Annotated in this window: 13 protein-coding genes; 7 read left to right on the top strand and 6 right to left on the bottom strand. The window is 61.0% G+C overall.

What is annotated here, in order from left to right:
- Positions 1–22 precede the first annotated feature (22 nt).
- Positions 23–2557: an autotransporter outer membrane beta-barrel domain-containing protein gene (locus tag IB264_RS15655; protein ID WP_025428524.1), complete on the top strand. Its 2535-nt coding sequence runs from the start codon at positions 23–25 to the stop codon at positions 2555–2557.
- A 378-nt stretch (positions 2558–2935) separates the two neighbouring features.
- Positions 2936–3766 carry an MBL fold metallo-hydrolase gene (locus tag IB264_RS15650; protein WP_025428523.1) on the top strand — a complete coding sequence of 277 codons (831 nt, stop codon included), beginning with the start codon at positions 2936–2938 and terminating at the stop codon, positions 3764–3766.
- On the opposite strand, the gene IB264_RS15645 is transcribed toward IB264_RS15650, so the two are convergent.
- From IB264_RS15645 to IB264_RS15620, 6 genes are all read right to left on the bottom strand, one after another.
- The gene (locus IB264_RS15645) at positions 3753–4523 is read right to left on the bottom strand and encodes a polysaccharide deacetylase family protein (RefSeq protein WP_057211321.1); all 771 of its coding nucleotides are present in this window, start codon (positions 4521–4523) and stop codon (positions 3753–3755) included. The two genes, IB264_RS15650 and IB264_RS15645, sit on opposite strands and share 14 nt — an antisense overlap.
- Complete coding sequence (locus IB264_RS15640) at positions 4520–5617, bottom strand: glycosyltransferase family 4 protein (RefSeq protein WP_057211323.1); 1098 nt, start codon at positions 5615–5617, stop codon at positions 4520–4522. The genes IB264_RS15645 and IB264_RS15640 overlap by 4 nt, the downstream gene beginning before the upstream one ends.
- A 90-nt stretch (positions 5618–5707) precedes the next feature.
- Positions 5708–5992, bottom strand: coding sequence for a hypothetical protein (locus IB264_RS15635; protein WP_051509226.1), 285 nt, complete (start codon positions 5990–5992; stop codon positions 5708–5710).
- A gap of 232 nt (positions 5993–6224) precedes the next feature.
- Complete coding sequence (locus IB264_RS15630; RefSeq protein WP_057211325.1) at positions 6225–7679, bottom strand: lytic transglycosylase F; 1455 nt, start codon at positions 7677–7679, stop codon at positions 6225–6227.
- 27 nt (positions 7680–7706) lie between these two features.
- On the bottom strand, positions 7707–9848 hold the full coding sequence (locus IB264_RS15625; RefSeq protein WP_375154969.1) for a mechanosensitive ion channel family protein: 2142 nt from the start codon (positions 9846–9848) through the stop codon (positions 7707–7709).
- A 118-nt stretch (positions 9849–9966) separates the two neighbouring features.
- Entirely contained in the window at positions 9967–12552 is a 2586-nt protein-coding gene (locus IB264_RS15620) for an SH3 domain-containing protein (RefSeq protein WP_057211327.1), read from the bottom strand.
- A 258-nt stretch (positions 12553–12810) separates the two neighbouring features.
- On the opposite strand from IB264_RS15620, the gene IB264_RS15615 reads away from it, so the two are divergent.
- The 5 genes from IB264_RS15615 to IB264_RS15595 are packed head-to-tail and all read left to right on the top strand — an operon-like array spanning position 12811 to position 17421.
- A complete protein-coding gene (locus IB264_RS15615; protein WP_025428516.1) occupies positions 12811–13269 on the top strand; it encodes a helix-turn-helix domain-containing protein in 459 nt (152 codons plus the stop codon).
- A 29-nt stretch (positions 13270–13298) separates the two neighbouring features.
- The gene (locus IB264_RS15610) at positions 13299–15170 is read left to right on the top strand and encodes a hypothetical protein (protein ID WP_063963375.1); all 1872 of its coding nucleotides are present in this window, start codon (positions 13299–13301) and stop codon (positions 15168–15170) included.
- Positions 15171–15205: 35 nt separating this feature from the next.
- Positions 15206–15430 (top strand): hypothetical protein, encoded by a 225-nt coding sequence (locus IB264_RS15605; protein ID WP_025428514.1) that lies wholly within the window; start codon positions 15206–15208, stop codon positions 15428–15430.
- An 18-nt stretch (positions 15431–15448) separates the two neighbouring features.
- Entirely contained in the window at positions 15449–16699 is a 1251-nt protein-coding gene (locus IB264_RS15600) for a YcaO-like family protein (RefSeq protein ID WP_082523808.1), read from the top strand.
- Positions 16696–17421 carry a TfuA-like protein gene (locus tag IB264_RS15595; RefSeq protein WP_025428512.1) on the top strand — a complete coding sequence of 242 codons (726 nt, stop codon included), beginning with the start codon at positions 16696–16698 and terminating at the stop codon, positions 17419–17421. Before IB264_RS15600 ends, IB264_RS15595 begins: the two co-directional genes overlap by 4 nt.
- Positions 17422–17475: the final 54 nt, after the last annotated feature.

Here is a 17475-nt window from a genome sequence, read left to right as displayed (position 1 = left end):
GCCCTGGCGTCGCGTCGCCCTAATGGCCTCAACCGCGCTCGGCCTCATTCTGATCCAGGACGTAACGGCTAACGCTGCTTGCACGTTCGCCCCTACCGCGGGCGACGACGTCTATGTCTGCGACAGCGGTACGTCGGGCAGCCTCAGCGACCTCGGCGGCAACAACAGCCTCACGCTTCCCGCCGGTGGCACCGGTACGATAAACGGCACCGTGACCTTCGGCCCCGGCGCCGACACCGTCGCGATTCACAGCGGCACCATCACGGGCAACCTGCAACAGGGTGACGGGATCGACGATTTCACCATATCCGCCGGCGTTCTCCAGTCGCTCAACCAAGGCGGTGGCTTCGACACATTCTTCATGTCCGGTGGCAGAATCGTGAATTTCTTCGACGACGGGGATCATGCGGTCATGACCGGCGGTCGGATCGGCCGCGTCAACATGCTTCTCGCAGATAACGTCTTCGACATGTCCGGCGGTGCGATCGACAACAACCTCGTCACCGGCTTCGGTAACGACACAATCATCCTTTCCGGTGGCACGATCGGCGGCAATATCAGCGTCAGCGGCGGCACGGACAACGTCACCGTGACGGGTGGATCCCTCGCTGGCGACGTGTTGATGAGTTTCGGGGCTGATACGTTTACCTGGGATGGCGGCGGCGTCATCCAGGGCACAGTCGAACTCGGCGCTGACAACGACACCGCGACGCTGCGCAACCTCACAAGTGCGAATCTTGGCGGCACGGACGCGATCACGGGCGGCCTTGGCATTGACAACCTGACACTCGCGAATGTCACGACAAACGGCGTCGCTCGTCTGCAGAACTGGGAAACCATCGCTGCCACCAATGGCACAGTACTGACTTTCGATGGAAATCTGACGCTTGGCGACAGCGGCACCGGAACGGGGACACTTGATGTCGATTCATCAAGCACCCTTCTGGCGGGCGGCACCAATGTCGCGATATCAGCTGCCACAGCCGGCCAATTCGCAAATCTCGTCAACAGCGGCAGCATCGACCTCACGAATGGCGCAGCAAGCACGAGCGACACTTTCACGGTCAACGGCAACTACACCGGCAATGGCGGCCTGCTCCTGCTCAACACCGTGCTCGGCAACGATTCTTCGCCGTCCGACCGACTGGTCGTCTCGGGGGGCACGGCTTCCGGCACCACCGGCATCGGTATCGCCAACACTGGCGGGCGCGGAGCATCGACGTTGCTGGACGGCATCATGGTGGTCGAGCTTACCAATGGTGCAACGGCGGCCGCCGGCGCGTTCGGGCTCAATGGGCGGGTTGCGGCCGGCGCCCGCGAATATTTTCTCTTCAAGGGCGGTGTTTCAGCCGGCACGGAGGAGAACTTTTACCTGCGCTCCACCCTCATTGCGCCTCCGGTTGTCACACCACCGGTGATCGTCCCGCCGGTAGAGATCGTCTCGCCGCCGGTGACGACCCCGCTGCCGGAGGTCGTGACGCCGGAAGTGGTCATCGTACCGCCTGGACCTGGCGTTACGCCCCCTTCAGAGGATGCCACGCCAGTACCCCCCGAGGTGGTGGTTGTGACGATAGACGGTACGCCGACAGCTGTGGAAGTCGTTCCACTCTACCGTGTCGAGGTGCCTACCTACGCGGCCGTGCCGCCCGTTGCCCAGTATCTTGCCCTCTCCAGCCTCGGCACGTTCCACGAACGTCGCGGCGAGCAGGCATTGCTTGACGGCGCAGGAGCGCTGCCGACAAGTTGGGCGCGTGTTTTCGGCCAGAACACCGAAATGGAGTGGGATGGAACTGTCGCGCCGGGATTCGATGGCAACCTGTTCGGCTTTCAGGCCGGTCAGGACCTTTTCGGATGGGAAACCGATACGGGCCATCATGACCGCGTCGGTCTTTTCCTCAGCCACGTCCGCGCCGACGGCGACATCACCGGCCAGGCGCTCGGCTGGAACAATCTGAGCGTCGGCGACATCGAGGTCGACGCAAACAGCCTCGGCGGATATTGGACCCATATCGGCCCCAATGACTGGTATCTCGATGCCGTTTTGATGGGTACCTGGTTCGACGGAGATGCGAACTCCAACGGCGGCACCGGCATCGGGGTTGACGGAACCGGCATTACGGCATCGCTGGAGGGCGGCTATCCGATAGCCTTGACCGAGAGCTGGACGCTCGAACCGCAGGCACAGTTGATTTGGCAACATCTCTCGCTGGACGAGCAACAGGATGCATTCTCGACGACGTCCTTCGACAGCGAGGACGCTGTTACCGGCCGTTTGGGCTTTCGGTTGCAAGGCGACATTCCGACAGAAACGGCAACGCTTCATCCCTACGTCAAAGCCAATATCTGGCACGGCTTCGATGCGGACCAGCGCATAAACTTCGGCTCAGACGCGATCGTCACCAAAGTCGGCGGCACCGCTTTGGAAATCGGCGGTGGTCTCGTTGCAAAAATATCGGAATCGACCAGTCTCTTCGCGACGGCGGACTACACGACCAACCTCGGCGGAGACAAAACGCAAGTGCTGGAGGGGAATATCGGCATCAGCATAAAATGGTGACATCGTGACCAGACGCTGCCGCAAACGTCATGAGTAGAGGCAGAAGCAACGCTTGGGATGTGCCGCTTCATATCCGCTGGCGATTGCAAGAATTCGCTGCATCAGCTCGAGGAGGAGCAACAGCTGCGATGGCCACGTCGCCGGATAAGCTCCCGAAAAGCCTGACGATTGTTGCAAAACGGCCGTTGGCCACTGCCCGCAACAAGGCTTCGGACCACCCGACACAACATCGAATATGCCATCGTCATTTGTGGGCATTGATAAGGTTAATGTCTAAACAATAACCCATGCCATTGCAGGGGGGTGGTCATATGTGCTTGTCTATCAGTTAAGCGCAGGCAACTAGGCTTGCGCGGACAGCGTGAAGCCGAAACAGGAATGCAAGAAGACAATTTTCGAGTGCGGTTCTGGGGCGTAAGAGGGAGTTTGCCGGTATCCGGCGAGCAGTTCCTGCGCTATGGGGGAAATACATCCTGCATCGAAATTCGATGCGGCAAGGAAGTGTTGCTCTTCGATGCAGGATCAGGATTGCGCGAAGCGGGCGCCTCTTTGATTGCCGAAGGCGTCGATAATTACGACCTCTTCTTTACGCACAGCCACTACGACCACATCATCGGCCTTCCGTATTTCAAGCCAATCTACAAGTGTCAGTCGTCGGTGCGGTTCTGGTCGGGGCATCTGCACGGCTTGACGACGACCAAGGAAATGATCCGCGATTTCATGCGGCCGCCATGGTTCCCCGTCGATCCGGATATCTGTCAGGCAAGCCTTGAAGGCGTCGACTTCAAGCCCGGAGACGTGCTGACCCCGCGCGAGAGCGTGACGATCCGCACGACGAGCCTTACCCATCCCGGCGGCTGCGTCGGCTATCGCGTCGAATGGAACGGCCGCGCAGTGGCGCTCGTCTACGACACCGAACACGAACCCGGCATCCTCGACCCGGCGGTCCTTGAGCTCATCGCCGGCGCCGAATTGGTGATCTACGACTGCACTTATCTCGAAAGCGAGATGACGCATTTTCGCGGTTTTGGTCATTCGACCGGGATGCATGGCGCGCGCCTTGCGATGGCCGCCGGCGTCAAGCGCTTGGCAATGTTCCATCACGACCCCGCGCGAACAGACGCACAGCTGGACGCGATGGAAATCGACGTACAGTCCATGTTTGCCGGTGCGTTCGCTGCCCGTGACGGTCAGATCATCGATCTATGAGGTCTTTCGCCTGACGCCACTGGCAACCGGGGTGCCCGGCCGTGACGGTGAAGAGCTTCTCGAGAAAATCCCAGACGGCCTCGTCGTGCACGAGGTGATGGGTCAAGAGACCGACCGTGCGGCCCGACTGATGCTCCTTGCCCTCTATGTCGCCGCTGACCTGCCGCGTGCGCGAGACGATATCGGCAATGATAAGCCCGTGGTCCCGACATCCGCGCGTACCGCGCCAATCCATGACGTCAACATGAGTGTTGACCAGCGGGAAAGGCGACGGCTTCTCCGGTCCGAAAACCGAAAGGGCGGCAAATCCAGCCTCGGGCAGTCGTTGCAGCAGGGCCGGATCGATCCGGTTCCACGGCGGGACGAGCATCGGAATGAAATGTTCGGGAAAGAGCGTTTGCAGACGCTCGACGCCGCATCGCAATTCATCGAGGATCAAGACGTGCGGCCGGTGGGCACCGAGTTCCTGCTTTTTCTCGCCAGGCGGCGCATGATTGCGGTGCGCCCAGCCATGCACCGTCACGCAGACATCGGCAAGGCCGGCGAGACGTCGCGCCAGCGCTTCGGTTGCCGGCGCAGGCGGCACGGCGAGCGTCACCGGCACCGCATGGCTTGCGGCAAGTAACAGAAGCCGGTCGAGCGGAACACTCGGCTCGATGGCATCGTCGTCCCTCAGCCAGAAGTCGACCTTTCGTCCCCGCACGTGCGCGCGATCGAGTTCATCGACGAGTAAGTGCCAGTTGGCATCAATGGTCACGCGGGCTCCTCCAGAAATTGATCGAAAATCTCGCCCAATCGCCGTGCTGCGGCGGGGAAGGACCGCTCTTCGTGGACGAAACGTCGGGCATTTTCGCCAAACCGTTGGCGGGTCTCTGGGGTGTTGATCAGACAGCGGATCGCTGCCGCATAGGCATCGACGTCGCCCTCGGGTGTCAACAGCCCGGTCTCGCCATCCCGCACCACCTCGGGCACGCCCGCTGTGCGCTGCGCAACGACAGGCAGTCCGGCAGCCTGTGCCTCGAGATAGGCCAGCCCATAGGCTTCACCGCAGCCCGGCCAAAGATAAAGCGCGCTTTCACCGAGGATGCCTGGGATGTCGCTCGCATCTTTTTCGCCAAGCCAAATCAATCGGTCTGCCGGCAAAGTGGAAAAAACGTCGTGGACATCCTGCCGGCACGGCCCATCACCCACAACGGTCATCGTCCACGGCCGATCGACAACCAGCGACAGGGATCTGGCAAGCATACGATAGCTCTCCATCTTGTCGCCGCTGCGCATCATCGCCACGGTGACGAGGCGACAACCATCCGCAGCACTGCGGAATGCCCGTGTAAACGGAGCCGTATCGATGAAGGGGGGAAGCATCGCCTGCCGGCAGGTGGGTGCTGCCTCGACCAGGCCATCGCGATCCCGCTGCGTCAGGCAGATATTGACCGCGGCCTGTTCAATGGCGCGCAGTACATGCCGTTGAGCAACAGCGCGAACGCCTTCATTGCGGCGGAAGGAGTAGGAGGCCTCGGCTGTGACGTAGGGAATGGAAAACTCGGCAGCAAGCCCTGGCCCGATGAGATCCGGCGCCTTGTAATAGGGGTGATAGCAAAACCAGACATCAGGTGGCGTTAGGGACTGCCAAAGCGTGCGAAGACGCTCCGTTTCGCTGGCCGCGGCTGCCGCCAGCGACGCGAATTGTACCTCGCTGGCATCCGCCATGAAGCTGCGCAAATCGCTGGCAATCCACACTTCATGTCCCGCCTGCCGCAGCGCGTCGATCAACAGGCGCGCCATCAGCCGGTCACCGGATGGAACGGGGTGGCTGGGGGATTTCAGCGGTGCGTAGAAGGCGATTTTCATGCAGATCGAGCTATCGCGTCTTCGTTTGACACTGTCAACGGCAGCGGCAGTGCAAGCCGGCCTTCGGGCCGCACACGGACCTTAACCGGATCAATTGACAGGTATGTCGAAATAGTCCCTTCGAACAAGCCTGAGCGATCGATCCGGCTGGATAATGTATGTCTCTTTGACAAAGCTGTTCCCGCTCACGAAAGTATGCGGCACCATGCTGCCCACCGGCGCCTTCGTCAGCTTCGTCCTCGGCTGGCCGCCATAGGTGATGCTTCCCGGTATCGGCTCCAGATCCGGAGTGGTGCAGCCGGCCAGAGCCAGGCCCAACACTGCAAGCAGCACCAATGGCCCGCAGGGACGGAACGCGCGTCTCGATACAACCATCACCAAAACCTCCTTCGGGCCGGCCCCGGACGAGGCGCTCGTGACCCAGTATCCAGCGCCTCAAAAACGTACGTCATGGTCGCCGCAACATTTCACACTCGCCCAAAAATGCCTTCATCCGATTGATTGAAGGCATCATTCAATAGGCCGGTCGGCACCATCAGGTCCAGTTGGCTTTCGGGTCTCTGTCATCAGGAACGCCTCGGGCCACTCAAGACGACGTGATGCAAATCTACTGCGCACTGGCATTGGCAGCGGCCGAGGATTTTATTGTGGTGGCTTCCTGAGCCTGCTCCGCCAGCAACCCGTAGGCAACGTAGTACTTGTAGATATTGCTGACATATTGAACCGTCTCGCGCCCAACGATCGCGGCCGCGGCATTTTCGACATTGCCGAACCACAAATTCGGATCGAGGCCCATGTCCTTTGCCTTTGCACGGAACTTGTGCAAATTGCCGGGGCCGGCGTTATAGGCCGCGAAGGCGAAGAGCATGCGGTTGCGCGGCGTGACCGCCGGGTCATCGAGATAGGTATCGATCAGGTACCTCAGATACTTCGATCCGGCCTCGACATTCAGGTTCTGGTCCTTGTCGATGCCATGGATGCCGACAGCCTTGTCGGCGGCGGTAGACGGCAGAAGCTGCATGATGCCGACTGCACCGCGCGGGCTGCGCCGGGACTGGTCAAGCTGCGATTCCTGATAGCCCTGCGCCATCAGCATCAGGTAGTCGAAGGAATAGGTACCGCCGTGCTTGCGGAAAATCTCGACCAGCTGCTGGAAGCGCTCCATGTCCTCAGGCGCATAGGCACGCTTCAGCATCTTGTCGCTCTTGTAGTAGGTGTTCTTCAGGATGTTGCCGAAGGTGGTGCCGACCCGGTGGGTCTTGACGAAGGCATCGAGCGCGGTCTTGAGCCGAGGACTATCCTTGCGGATCGCCCAGGCAATCTGTCCGTGATCGGACACAACGATATCGTCACGCATCTTGATATCCGTGAACACCGTAGCCCAGATGCTGCCTTTGTATCTGTCGACCACCGCCCAGGGCAAAAGGCCGGCATTCACCATCTCGAGAATGTCCTCGTCTTCGAGATTGTCGTCCATCTCCTTGATCGTGATCGGCGCGCGCCCAGCCTTGACGAAACCATCGCTCAGCGCGACCAGATGCTCGTGGTAGCTGCTGGACGTACGAACCCGGACTTCCCGGCCGCTCAGATCGTCCAGATTGGCGATCGCCGGCGCCGACGGTCCCGTAACCAGTACTTCCTTGGCCTCGTTGAACAACGGATCGGTGAAGTCAACCTTGGCCAGCCGTGCCTCGGTGATCGTGAGATTTCCCATGACGATGTCGCCAAGGCCTTCCTCGAGCGCCGTCAACAGGTGCCCACGTGCCATCGGCACGAATGCGACCCTTATCTTTTCGATCTCCTTCTTTCGCCCGGCATTCAGCTCTTTTTCGAGCGCCGTTCCGAACTCGACTGCCGTGCCGAGCTGCCGACCGCGATCGATGAAGTAGATGGTCTTGCTGAAGGGCACGATGATCCGCACCAGCCGCCGCTTCTCCATGACGTCGAGATCACCCATATGCGGGGCGATGATCGGCTGGAATGTGCTTTCGTCCGATTGAGCCCATAGATGACCGGTCCCCGCCACGGCGAAGAACAGCAGAAACAATGCGAGGCGTCTCATTGATGGCCTCCCCAGCCAGAGAAAACCCTATTCCGGTGGTGCACCCTCGGCGAGCGCTGCCGCTGCATTCTTCTTGGCGATCGCATCGCGCGTCGCGGCTGCCGCAGCCGCGTTCTGTTCGTCGCCGGCCACGTGCATTGTCGGCGAAGCGAAGGAGATGCCGTTCTTGTCAAAGGCCTCCTTGATCATCGCCTGTGCCCGGCGCCGGACCTGTGTCTGATGTCCCGGCTTGGTCGTCATCGCAAAACTCAAGGTGATGCCATAGTCACCGAAGCTCTCGACGCCCTTCATCTTCACCGTCTCGATAATCGTCGGCCCCAAGTCGGGATCATCGAGAAGCGCCGCGCCAATGCCCTTCACCACCTTCTTCACCTTGGCGATGTCGGCCTCGTAGGACACATTGATCATAAACTTGTCGATCACCCAGTCGCGACTCATGTTCTGAACCGCACCAAGAGACCCGAACGGCACGGTGAAGACCGGACCGCGATGATGCCGCAGCTTCACCGAGCGTATGCTGAAGGATTCCACCGTCCCCTTGTAGCTGCCGCTTTGAATGTACTCGCCAATGCGGAAAGCGTCATCCATCATGTAGAAGATCCCGCTGATCACATCCTTGACCAGGGTTTGAGAACCAAAGCCGATGGCGACGCCAAAAACGCCGGCGCCGGCAATCAGCGGGCCGATCTGAACGCCAAGGCCGGAAAGCACCATCAGCAGCGCCACCACGAGGATGAAGGCCGCAAGGAAATTGCGCAGGATCGGCATCAGCGTCAGCAAGCGGGTGTTGCGTGCGCGTTCGGAGGGGTCAGTCGTTTCGACGGTAGCGTGCTTGACGCGCAGGCTGATCAGGCTCTTCGTCAACTGCCATATCAAGTCAGCCGCGAGCAGAATGACGACACCGGCAAGCGCACCACGGAAAATCCGATTGAAAACGTCGTCCTGGACCATCATCGCTGCGTTGACGCGGAAGACAAGCGCGAGCCATCCGGCCGCCAAGGCAATGATCGCCAATCTGGCGCCGCGTTCGATCAGCACATTGCGCATGACGCGCATATCGTCGTCCGCCGATACATCCAGCATCGTGCGGGCAAAGGCACTGGTGAAGCGCAGGAGCGGCGGCAAGCCGATGAAGTAAAGGCCGATCCAGAACAGAACCCTCATGTCGGCCACCCACAGCACCCAAAGCAGCACCAGGAAGGAGACCAGCAGAATGTTGCCGACCACACGGCGCGATCCTGTGGTTGCGGCTGGTCTCCTCAGCACGGTGAGGATTGCAAGTGCAAGCACGATAAGACCGAGCGCGGCAGCCACAAGGTTGCGAACGTCGGGGGCGACAGAAAGGGCCTGCATGGCGTCGCCGATACCCCAGATGGCGGCGGCGGCACAAATGATTGCCACTGACGAGCGGTACCAAAAACGCGCATCCTCAGCCGTCAGCGAGAGATAGCCGGCTCGACCGGATGGATCGGTCGCATCGACCGCTCCACCAGACATTACTGCGGCCCCATTGGTGATCAGCAAGCGGGCTCCGATCCAGGCAACCAGGAGCGGCGCGATGGTTTCTTCAAGCCGCGATGGCCACTCAGCGACGGCGAGCACGGCGGTCGTGGCAATAGCGAACACCAGGAGCGGCAGCACCTTGACCAGAATCGTGCGCGCCGCCCCGGTCAAGGCCGCCGAACGCAACGTCCGCCTCAAAAGATAGCGTAGCGCGTATTCGGCGCCGTACCCGACCAGCAAAATCAAGAGGAATCCCTTGAGGATCGGGGCGGAGCCATGGTTTTCCATGTCTCCAGCGAGGCGGATGCGCGCCGCGTCGAACTCGGGGCCAATGCGCGGCACGGCGTTGGTGATGCCGGTCAGATGGTGGCGGATCTCAGCCGTCCAGCGGGCCGCAAATCCGGGCTCCGGCTTGGCATCGGCCGATGTCGTTGCCGCCGGCGCGGTCGCACCGGGCGCCGCCGGCTGCTTGGTGGCCAACCATTGCCGCACTTCCGGATCATCGAGCAGCTCGATCAGTTGCTGAACCTTGGCCTGCTCCGCAGCGGACGTGGAGCCTTGGCTCTGCGCGTGGCTTGCGGACGCAAGTCCTAGGAACACCATCAAGAAAGCGAGAACGCGGGCCATCGGCCCCCAGAATCCACGCAACGAACTGACACCGACCATGCTGACCATACCCCCAACGACCGGCGAGAGCCGATCGATTCCTGTTCTCATTTGCACAAACGCTAACACAGTCCCCGACGTTTATACCAACTTCCGTTTTCGGTGCACATTTCTGCGGTCAACGGCGCCGGAAACCACCACCACCGTGGAAGCCACCACCTCCGTGAAAACCACCGCCGCCGGAGAATCCGCCGCCGCCGCCGTGGAAGCCACCGCCACCAAATCCGCCGCCACCACCGCCAAATCCGCCGGGGCGATCGAACCCGCCCCCTCCGAAGCCGCCGCCGCTCGGGAAATTCAACGGCCGCTGGTCGAAGGACTGATGTTCGAATGAACGCTGATTGCCGATCTGGCGGCCCGCACGGTCGATTGCCAGATGGTCGGGTGCACGGTCACCAATCGCGCTGCCGTCGCCGATCTGACCGCGATTGTCTATGCGCTTGTTCAGGTTCTGCGCCGCATCCGGGTGCTGGGTCGCGAACTGCTGGCCGGCTTTCTTCGCATCCTGAATCGATGGCTTTTGAACCGGTTGCCATCCGTCGGGCGTATGCTTCTGCCATTGGCCATCGTCGCGGCGATAGACATTGCCGTCGCGTCCGGCATAGACGTCGCCGCCCTTGCCTCCTGCGACAAATCCGTGGCTGCCATCGGACGTGCGCCAATGCGCACCGGCGCCGCCAGCGGTCGACCCGCCGCTGATACGGGCGAAGTCCGAGCCATGCTTGACGGCGGCCGTCCCCCAGCTGCCGTAAACATTGTTCCCGCCGCGAGCAATTGCAGCGTTGCCGGTACGGGGATTATAGGCTGCGACAAAGCCGCGTTCACCCGCAGGTCCATAGCCTGCCGCACCGCGGATATAGGTGCCGGTGCGTGGATTGTAGGCAGCGCCGGCAGCGATGCCGCGATAGGGGCCATAGGCGTAGCCGTAACGACCGAATGTGCCTACCGCCGGATTGTAGAATGCGCCGACGCCATAGGTTACCGGGCGCGGATAATATGGCCAATAGCCGCCACCGGCCCAGCCGTAGTCCCAGTAGTCGTCATAGTACCAGCCGGTGCCGTAGACGAACGTGTCCCAGGCAAGATACGCGCCGAGATACCCCATGGTATATCCGAACCAGACTGCGTCCGGCTCGGTCTCGTAGATCCGGACATAGGTGGCATTGTAGACAGGCGACGACGGCGGGATCGTGTAGACTTCGTCCGGAACGGCCTTCGCAACGGTGAACGGCCCGGTCGGCGTATCGCCGACAAACCACACTCCATCCTTCAACACGAAATACTTGTCGGCAACCTTGATGACCGTCTCATTGGTGTTGACGGCGTAGGTGAGCGACGTTCCGTCGATTTTCTCGAATTTCGGGTCTCCGCTATAGGCGACGTCAACCTTGACCGAGCCGTCCAACGAAACGCGAGCCTTTTCGGGGATGCTCGCCTTCAGTCGCGCTTCCGCATTCTCCGAGGTGCCGGGAACCGAAGAGCGGACCGTATAATAGGAGGCATCCTCCGGAATATTCTGGAAATCCTGTGGAAGGTTAGGCGTGGCGAAGGTCCAGGGACCATCAAGCGACGCGGCAGAGAACCAGCGGCCGGAGACAAGAACGTACCAGTTCGAATCCGCGGGCAGATAGAAGACATCGCTCTCGGTGTTCGTCGCGATCTTCAGGCCGATCCCGGGCACCGCCTCGAGCTTCGGTTCACCGTTGAAGACGAGCAATTCTGACGGCTTGTCGGAATAGATGACCTTTGGCGTCACGCCCTCACCGGTGGCAAGCGGGATTGCCGCCCTGGCGTCCTTCCAGTTGTCATCATCCGGCAACTTGCCGAAGATATTCGGCAGCGACGTTGCGGCCTGCCAGCCGCTCGACAGGTCTTTCGACTGCAGCCACGCCTTTTCGTTGCGAAGGTAGTAGGTGCTGTCGGCGTCGAGCTTGAACAAGTCCCAATTGGTATTGACGGCGAAGGAAAGACCCTCGACGGCCTTGACCGGCGCAAACACCGCCTTGCCGTCGGTCTGGACAAGCACCGCCGGCTCCTTGCTGACATAGATCGGCGGTGGATCTGCTTTCAGCCCTTCGACATTGCCGAGCCGCTCATAGTCGGCAAGGCTCGCGGTCAGCTTGTCCTCCGACAGCGTTATCGTGCCTACAGGCATCAACTTGCCGACTTCCAGTGCCAGGTCGGCGAGTTCCGGACGATCGAGAACCGAGAAGTTGATCTCGTTGACCTTGATATCGGAGACGACGACCTCGTCCGAGCCACTGTCCGTCACGGTCTTGCCGGTGACGCCGATGACGCCGAAAATCGGCTTGGCATCGTCGGACTGCTTGTATTCGGCGGCGATCAGGGCGTCGAGATCGACGAAATTCTTCCAGGCGTTCACCTGTGGCTGGTAGAGTGTGATCGTCGCTCCCTTGTCGGTCTTGTAGGCGCGTGGCCAGCCAAGGGCTTTCGGATCGGCAGCGTTCAGATACTTGCCGCTGACGAAACCGTCCTTCCCCTCAAAGCTGACGGCGCACCAGGTGCCGGAATCGTCACATTCCTTGACGTCGACCTGTCCGCCCTCGTCTATCTTCCCCATGCTGTCGAAGCCGGTGCCGGGGCCTGCCCGAAAATTGACCGATGCAGTCGTCGTGGCCGGACCAGCCAACGCCGGCGCAGCGGCTATGGAAAGTAGCGTCAAGGTCAAGGTTATTCCGCGCATCTCGCATCTCCGACGTTGCCGAAATGGACTTCGTTGCAGGCGGGCATGGCCCACATTGCTCAACAGCAACCCGCTGCCCCGGCCGGGCGCAAGTACGTAACAGTAACAACGGCCGTAACGCCTGCCATCCAATGGGGAATGAGTCGTGCCATACAGCGCAATTATCCGTGTTTTGGCGCGTAGTGATTGCATCGAGTCATTTATTCGAGCAAACTCATATGTATGATTTGGTCACGCCTACATGCGGAGGAAACACACGTGAACACAAAAGCACCCAGCCAGATTGATGTCTTTGTCGGTTCCCGCGTCAGGATGCGTCGGTTGATGGCCGGGTTGAGCCAGGAAAAGCTCGCAGACGGCCTCGGAATTACGTTCCAGCAGGTCCAGAAGTACGAAAAGGGCACGAATCGCATCGGTGCCAGCCGGCTGCAAGCCATCGCCGACGTTCTCGGCGTTAATCCGAGCTTCTTCTTCCAGGAAGGCGAAGAGGGTGCATCCCCGAGGGCAGGCCTCGGCGATGTCCGCGAGCCGAACGAGATCTCGTCCTTCGTCTCGTCAAAGGAGGGCATTGCGCTCAATCGGGCCTTCCTGAAGATTACCGATCCGGTCCTGCGCAAGAAAATCATCTCGCTGGTGGCTGCCGTCGCACAGACACCCGAGGCGGAAACAGTCGCAGCCCACGGCAGCACTGCGCCCGCCCCAGACCTGCATGGATAGCCGCCACCGGTTGCCGATGAGATAGCCAGATGAAATTTAGATTGCAGACCCTCGGGCGATTACGTCTCGTTGACGAAGACGACTGCGATGTCGCTTTCCCTGAGAAGGGTCTGCTCATTCTCGCTCAGGCGATCGCCGGCGGCCATCGCGAGCAATCCCGAAACGAAGTCGCCAAGCTCTTGTGGAACGAAGTCGTTCCGAGCCAGGCCTTGGTCAATCTGCGCAAGACAATCTCCCGCATCACGTCGCGTCAGGAAGAACTCGGCCACACGTTCCTCAGTTTTTCGCCATCGACTGTTCGGATGCAGCCGGATTCGATTGCGAGCGACCTCGACGACATCGGCCGGAACGCCGAGCAGGACGCGCTATCGCGCTTCCAATGGGCCGGGGAGAAATTCCGTGACGATTTTCTCAAGGATTTGAAGTCGCAGGGCCGAGCGCTTCACGACTGGATCGAGCAACGGCGCGCCGATCACGCAGCCCTGCTGCGCGAGTGCCTGATCAATGCGGCCGAGATTGCGACCGGCCCGGATCGAAAGCTCGTCAGGTCCGCTGCCGTCAAGCTTCTGGAGAAGAACCCCGACGACGACGAGGTTCGCAAAATCCTCAAGACCGTCCTGACGCTGGAGGGCCGGCACTATGACACGCGCCTTCTTTCGGGCGGCGGACTGGTGGCCGCAACCGCCAAGGCGGCACCACCGTCTAGCTTGACCAACACCCAGCTGCTGGAGACCATGGGCGAAACCCGTCCGCCGCGTGTGGTACTGCTGCCGCCGGGTGCCGGCAATGCCGACGCTGCTGCCACGCTGTTTGCTCACTCCCTGATCGAGGACGTGACCATCGGCCTTTGCGCGCTCCGCTCGGTTTCGGTGATAGCGCCCTACACGGCAGCGCAGATCAGCCTGCAGGCGGACAAGGCCAGCACCTACGAACAACACGCCATCAGCTATATCCTCGATACGCGCCTGACGAACGAAGGCAGCCGACAGACACTGTTCACGCAGCTGATCTTCTTTGCCAACGACGAAGTGATCTGGGCCGATCGCTTTACGCTCGATGACGATGGCTTGATGAGGTCACGCCAGGAGATTGCGCGACAGATCGCGTTTGCCATTGCCAGTCAGGTCGAGCGCAACGAGACCATGCGCAAGACCTATGAAAGCAACGGCAGTTCCTATCGCAGCTACCTGCTCGGCCAGCGTTATCTCAAGCAACTCAACCTGCCGGAGGTTCGGCGTGCTCGAAAGAGCTTCCGCGAGGCACTCAGCCAGAATGCCGATCTGGCTCCGGCGATGAGTGGACTTGCGCGAAGCTATTTCGTCGAGTGGCTTCTGACTGCCCGCGGCGACAGCGAACTTCTGGCGCTTGCCGAACAGCACGCCCGTGATGCGATCGCCATCGACGATACACTTGCGGCGGGCTACCGCGAGCTCGGTGTCGTCAAACTCTACAGCCGGCAATTCGACGAAAGCATCGAATTCCATGAGAGGGCCGAAGCGCTCAGCCCGCAGCATGCCAATGTGATTGCCAGCTACGCCGATACGCTTGTACAGGCCTCGCGCCCGGATGGCGGCCTGCGCAAGATCGAAGCGGCAATCAATCTCAACCCGATGGCTCCGGACGAGTATTTCTGGACCGCCGCCGGCGCCTGCTACTCACTTTCTCAATACGATCAAGCACTTGACTATATCGAGCGCATGCGCGATCCCACCCCGGCCGATCGTCTCGCCGCGGCGAGTTGGGGTATGCTCGGCAATCGCAAGAAGGCAGGACAATACGTGCGCAAGACGTTTGAGGTCCACCCGGACTTCAACCTGGACAAATGGATTGCAATCGTTCCGTTCCGCGAGGAATGGCAGCGAACCCATTACTGCGAAGGCCTGCGCAAGGCCGGATTCTAAGTATCATCACCACATGAGGGACAAGGGGAAAGATGATGACGACGACTCAGGTAGTTGTATTTGGCGTTGAGGGCGACGATGGCCTGTGGCTGGCCGATCTCGGGACGGGAACTGTCACACGCATTGTAGATCCGCTCACGGGCGCCCTGGCTTCGGCCAATGAGCACAGAAATGCCGGCGCCACGGTGGTCAAGGGCGTCAACTTGGCCGTGCGTGCAAACTCCGCGGGCTCCGTGTCCGGCGGGTTCATGGACGGCTGAGTCTCAGCGCGCTTGCGCATGGTTTCGGCCACACATCCAGATCGGGCGAGCGAAAGCCGCCCGATTTCAGACAGTCCCTGCATTGCAGATCATTACTCCGACCGCGTCTGCGCGCCCGAAGAGACCTTCGCGCGCGTCGCTCGTCTGTTGCCCTCATTCGGCATCAGCAGGCTTGCCCGTCTGACCGGGCTCGATAGCATCGGCATACCCGTCTGGAACGCGGTTTCGCCGAATGCGAAGTCGATCGTCATCAACCAGGGCAAAGGCATCACCGATATCGACGCGAAGGTATCGGCGGCGATGGAAGCGCTGGAGCGCGCGGTCGCCTGCAACCCGTCAGCACCAACAACGCACGCGACGCGGCGTGCATTGCTGGAAAAGGGCGAAAGAGCGCTCACCCTTCCGGGCCTTGTAGCGGCCGGCGAAGCCGATCTTGACGATGACGAAGCAACGGCGTGGCTGCGCGGCTTCGACCTTCTCGATCAACAGGCGACCTTCGTTCCACTTCAGGCGGTACTGCTCGATCGCACGCTCGAGCGCTGCCGCTACTGGCAGTCGTCGGACGGGCTTGCCTCCGGCAACACCGAAAGCGAGGCAGTTCTGCACGGCCTGCTGGAGCGGATCGAACGCGATGCCGAGACCCTGTGGCGGCTGCTGTCCCTGACGGCGCGACTGCGCACCTGCATCGACGCCGATCTGCTCGACGATCCCATCATTAACGACATGACGCGCCGCATTGCTGCAGCGGGCCTGACGTTCCGCCTGTTCGACATGACCAGTGACATCGGCATCCCATGCCTGACCGCCGTTATCGCGGATGCGGGCATTCTGGCGGCGAAAGAGCCGCGTTACCATGACGTCACCGTCGGGCATGGCGCCCATCCCGATCCGCGACGTGCCGCAATCCGCGCCATCACAGAGGCGGCGCAATCGCGTCTCACATATATTAGTGGCGCACGCGACGATGTTTTTCCGGAAACCTTCACACGCAGGCTGCCGCGCGAGACGCAGCAACTGTTCGAGGCAGCGCCGGGCGCACACAACCCCCTCGCCTCGGTCGCTGGCAACGGAGCCAACTCGCTGCTCAAGCACGTGCTCGAAGCGCTGAAGCACGCCGGTATCGGGACTGTCGTTGCGGTTCCACTACTCGCCGCGCCGCTACCGTTCTCCGTGATAAAAATCTTCGTACCGGAACTCGAAAATCCGGACGGAGCACGCAAGCGCCGTTTTGGCGCAAGGGCACTGTCGCGCGCGCTGGAGGTCGCATGAAGATCCTCTTTGCCGGCCCGACCTTGCCGGACGCGCAAGCGCTCATCGACACCGACATCGTGTTGCGCCCGCCAGCCGTACAGGGCGACATCCTGCGCGCCACGCAGGACGGCGCCACTGTCATCGGGCTCGTCGACGGTCACTTCGAACAGGTCGCACCCGTGTGGCACAAGGAGATCCTGTTCGCGTTATCCGAGGGTGTGCGCATCTACGGCGCCGCCAGTATGGGCGCGCTTCGCGCCGCCGAATGCGCGACCTTCGGCATGATCGGCGTCGGCAGGATCTATCAGCAATATGCGACGGGCGAGCTTGAGGACGATGCCGATGTCGCCCTTCTCCATGGCCCGGCGGAACTGGGCTATCTGCCCTTGACCCTGCCGCTGGTCAATGTCGTGGCGACCCTTGAAGATTTGCGCGCACGCCAACAGATCGACGCGGCGTCTGCCGCGCAACTGCGGATGGCGTCCGCCGAGATCTTTTACAAGCACCGCAACTGGTCGGCGATCGTGGCGCGTGCCAACCTTCCACCCACCACGGATTTGAAACGGATAGAGGCGCTTCTCACAACCGGCTCGGTAGACCAAAAGCGCCTCGATGCCCTCGATCTGCTCGACATTATGCGCTCCGCCCCCGCCCAAAAGACGAAGGCCCCGGGAGGCTGGGCATTCAATTCTACAAGCCTTTGGAAGCGGTTGCTCAATCAACTTGTCGCTTCATCCTAAGAATGCAGATTTCCCATGCAACGTGTGTCACGCTGATGTCACGCGCATCAATAA

It is taken from the genome of Ensifer sp. ENS11 (assembly GCF_014851895.1).
In the GTDB taxonomy this organism is placed as follows: Bacteria; Pseudomonadota; Alphaproteobacteria; order Rhizobiales; family Rhizobiaceae; genus Ensifer; species Ensifer canadensis.
Note: the sequence above shows the minus strand (reverse complement) of the source record. Positions and strands in the feature narration are given on the sequence as shown.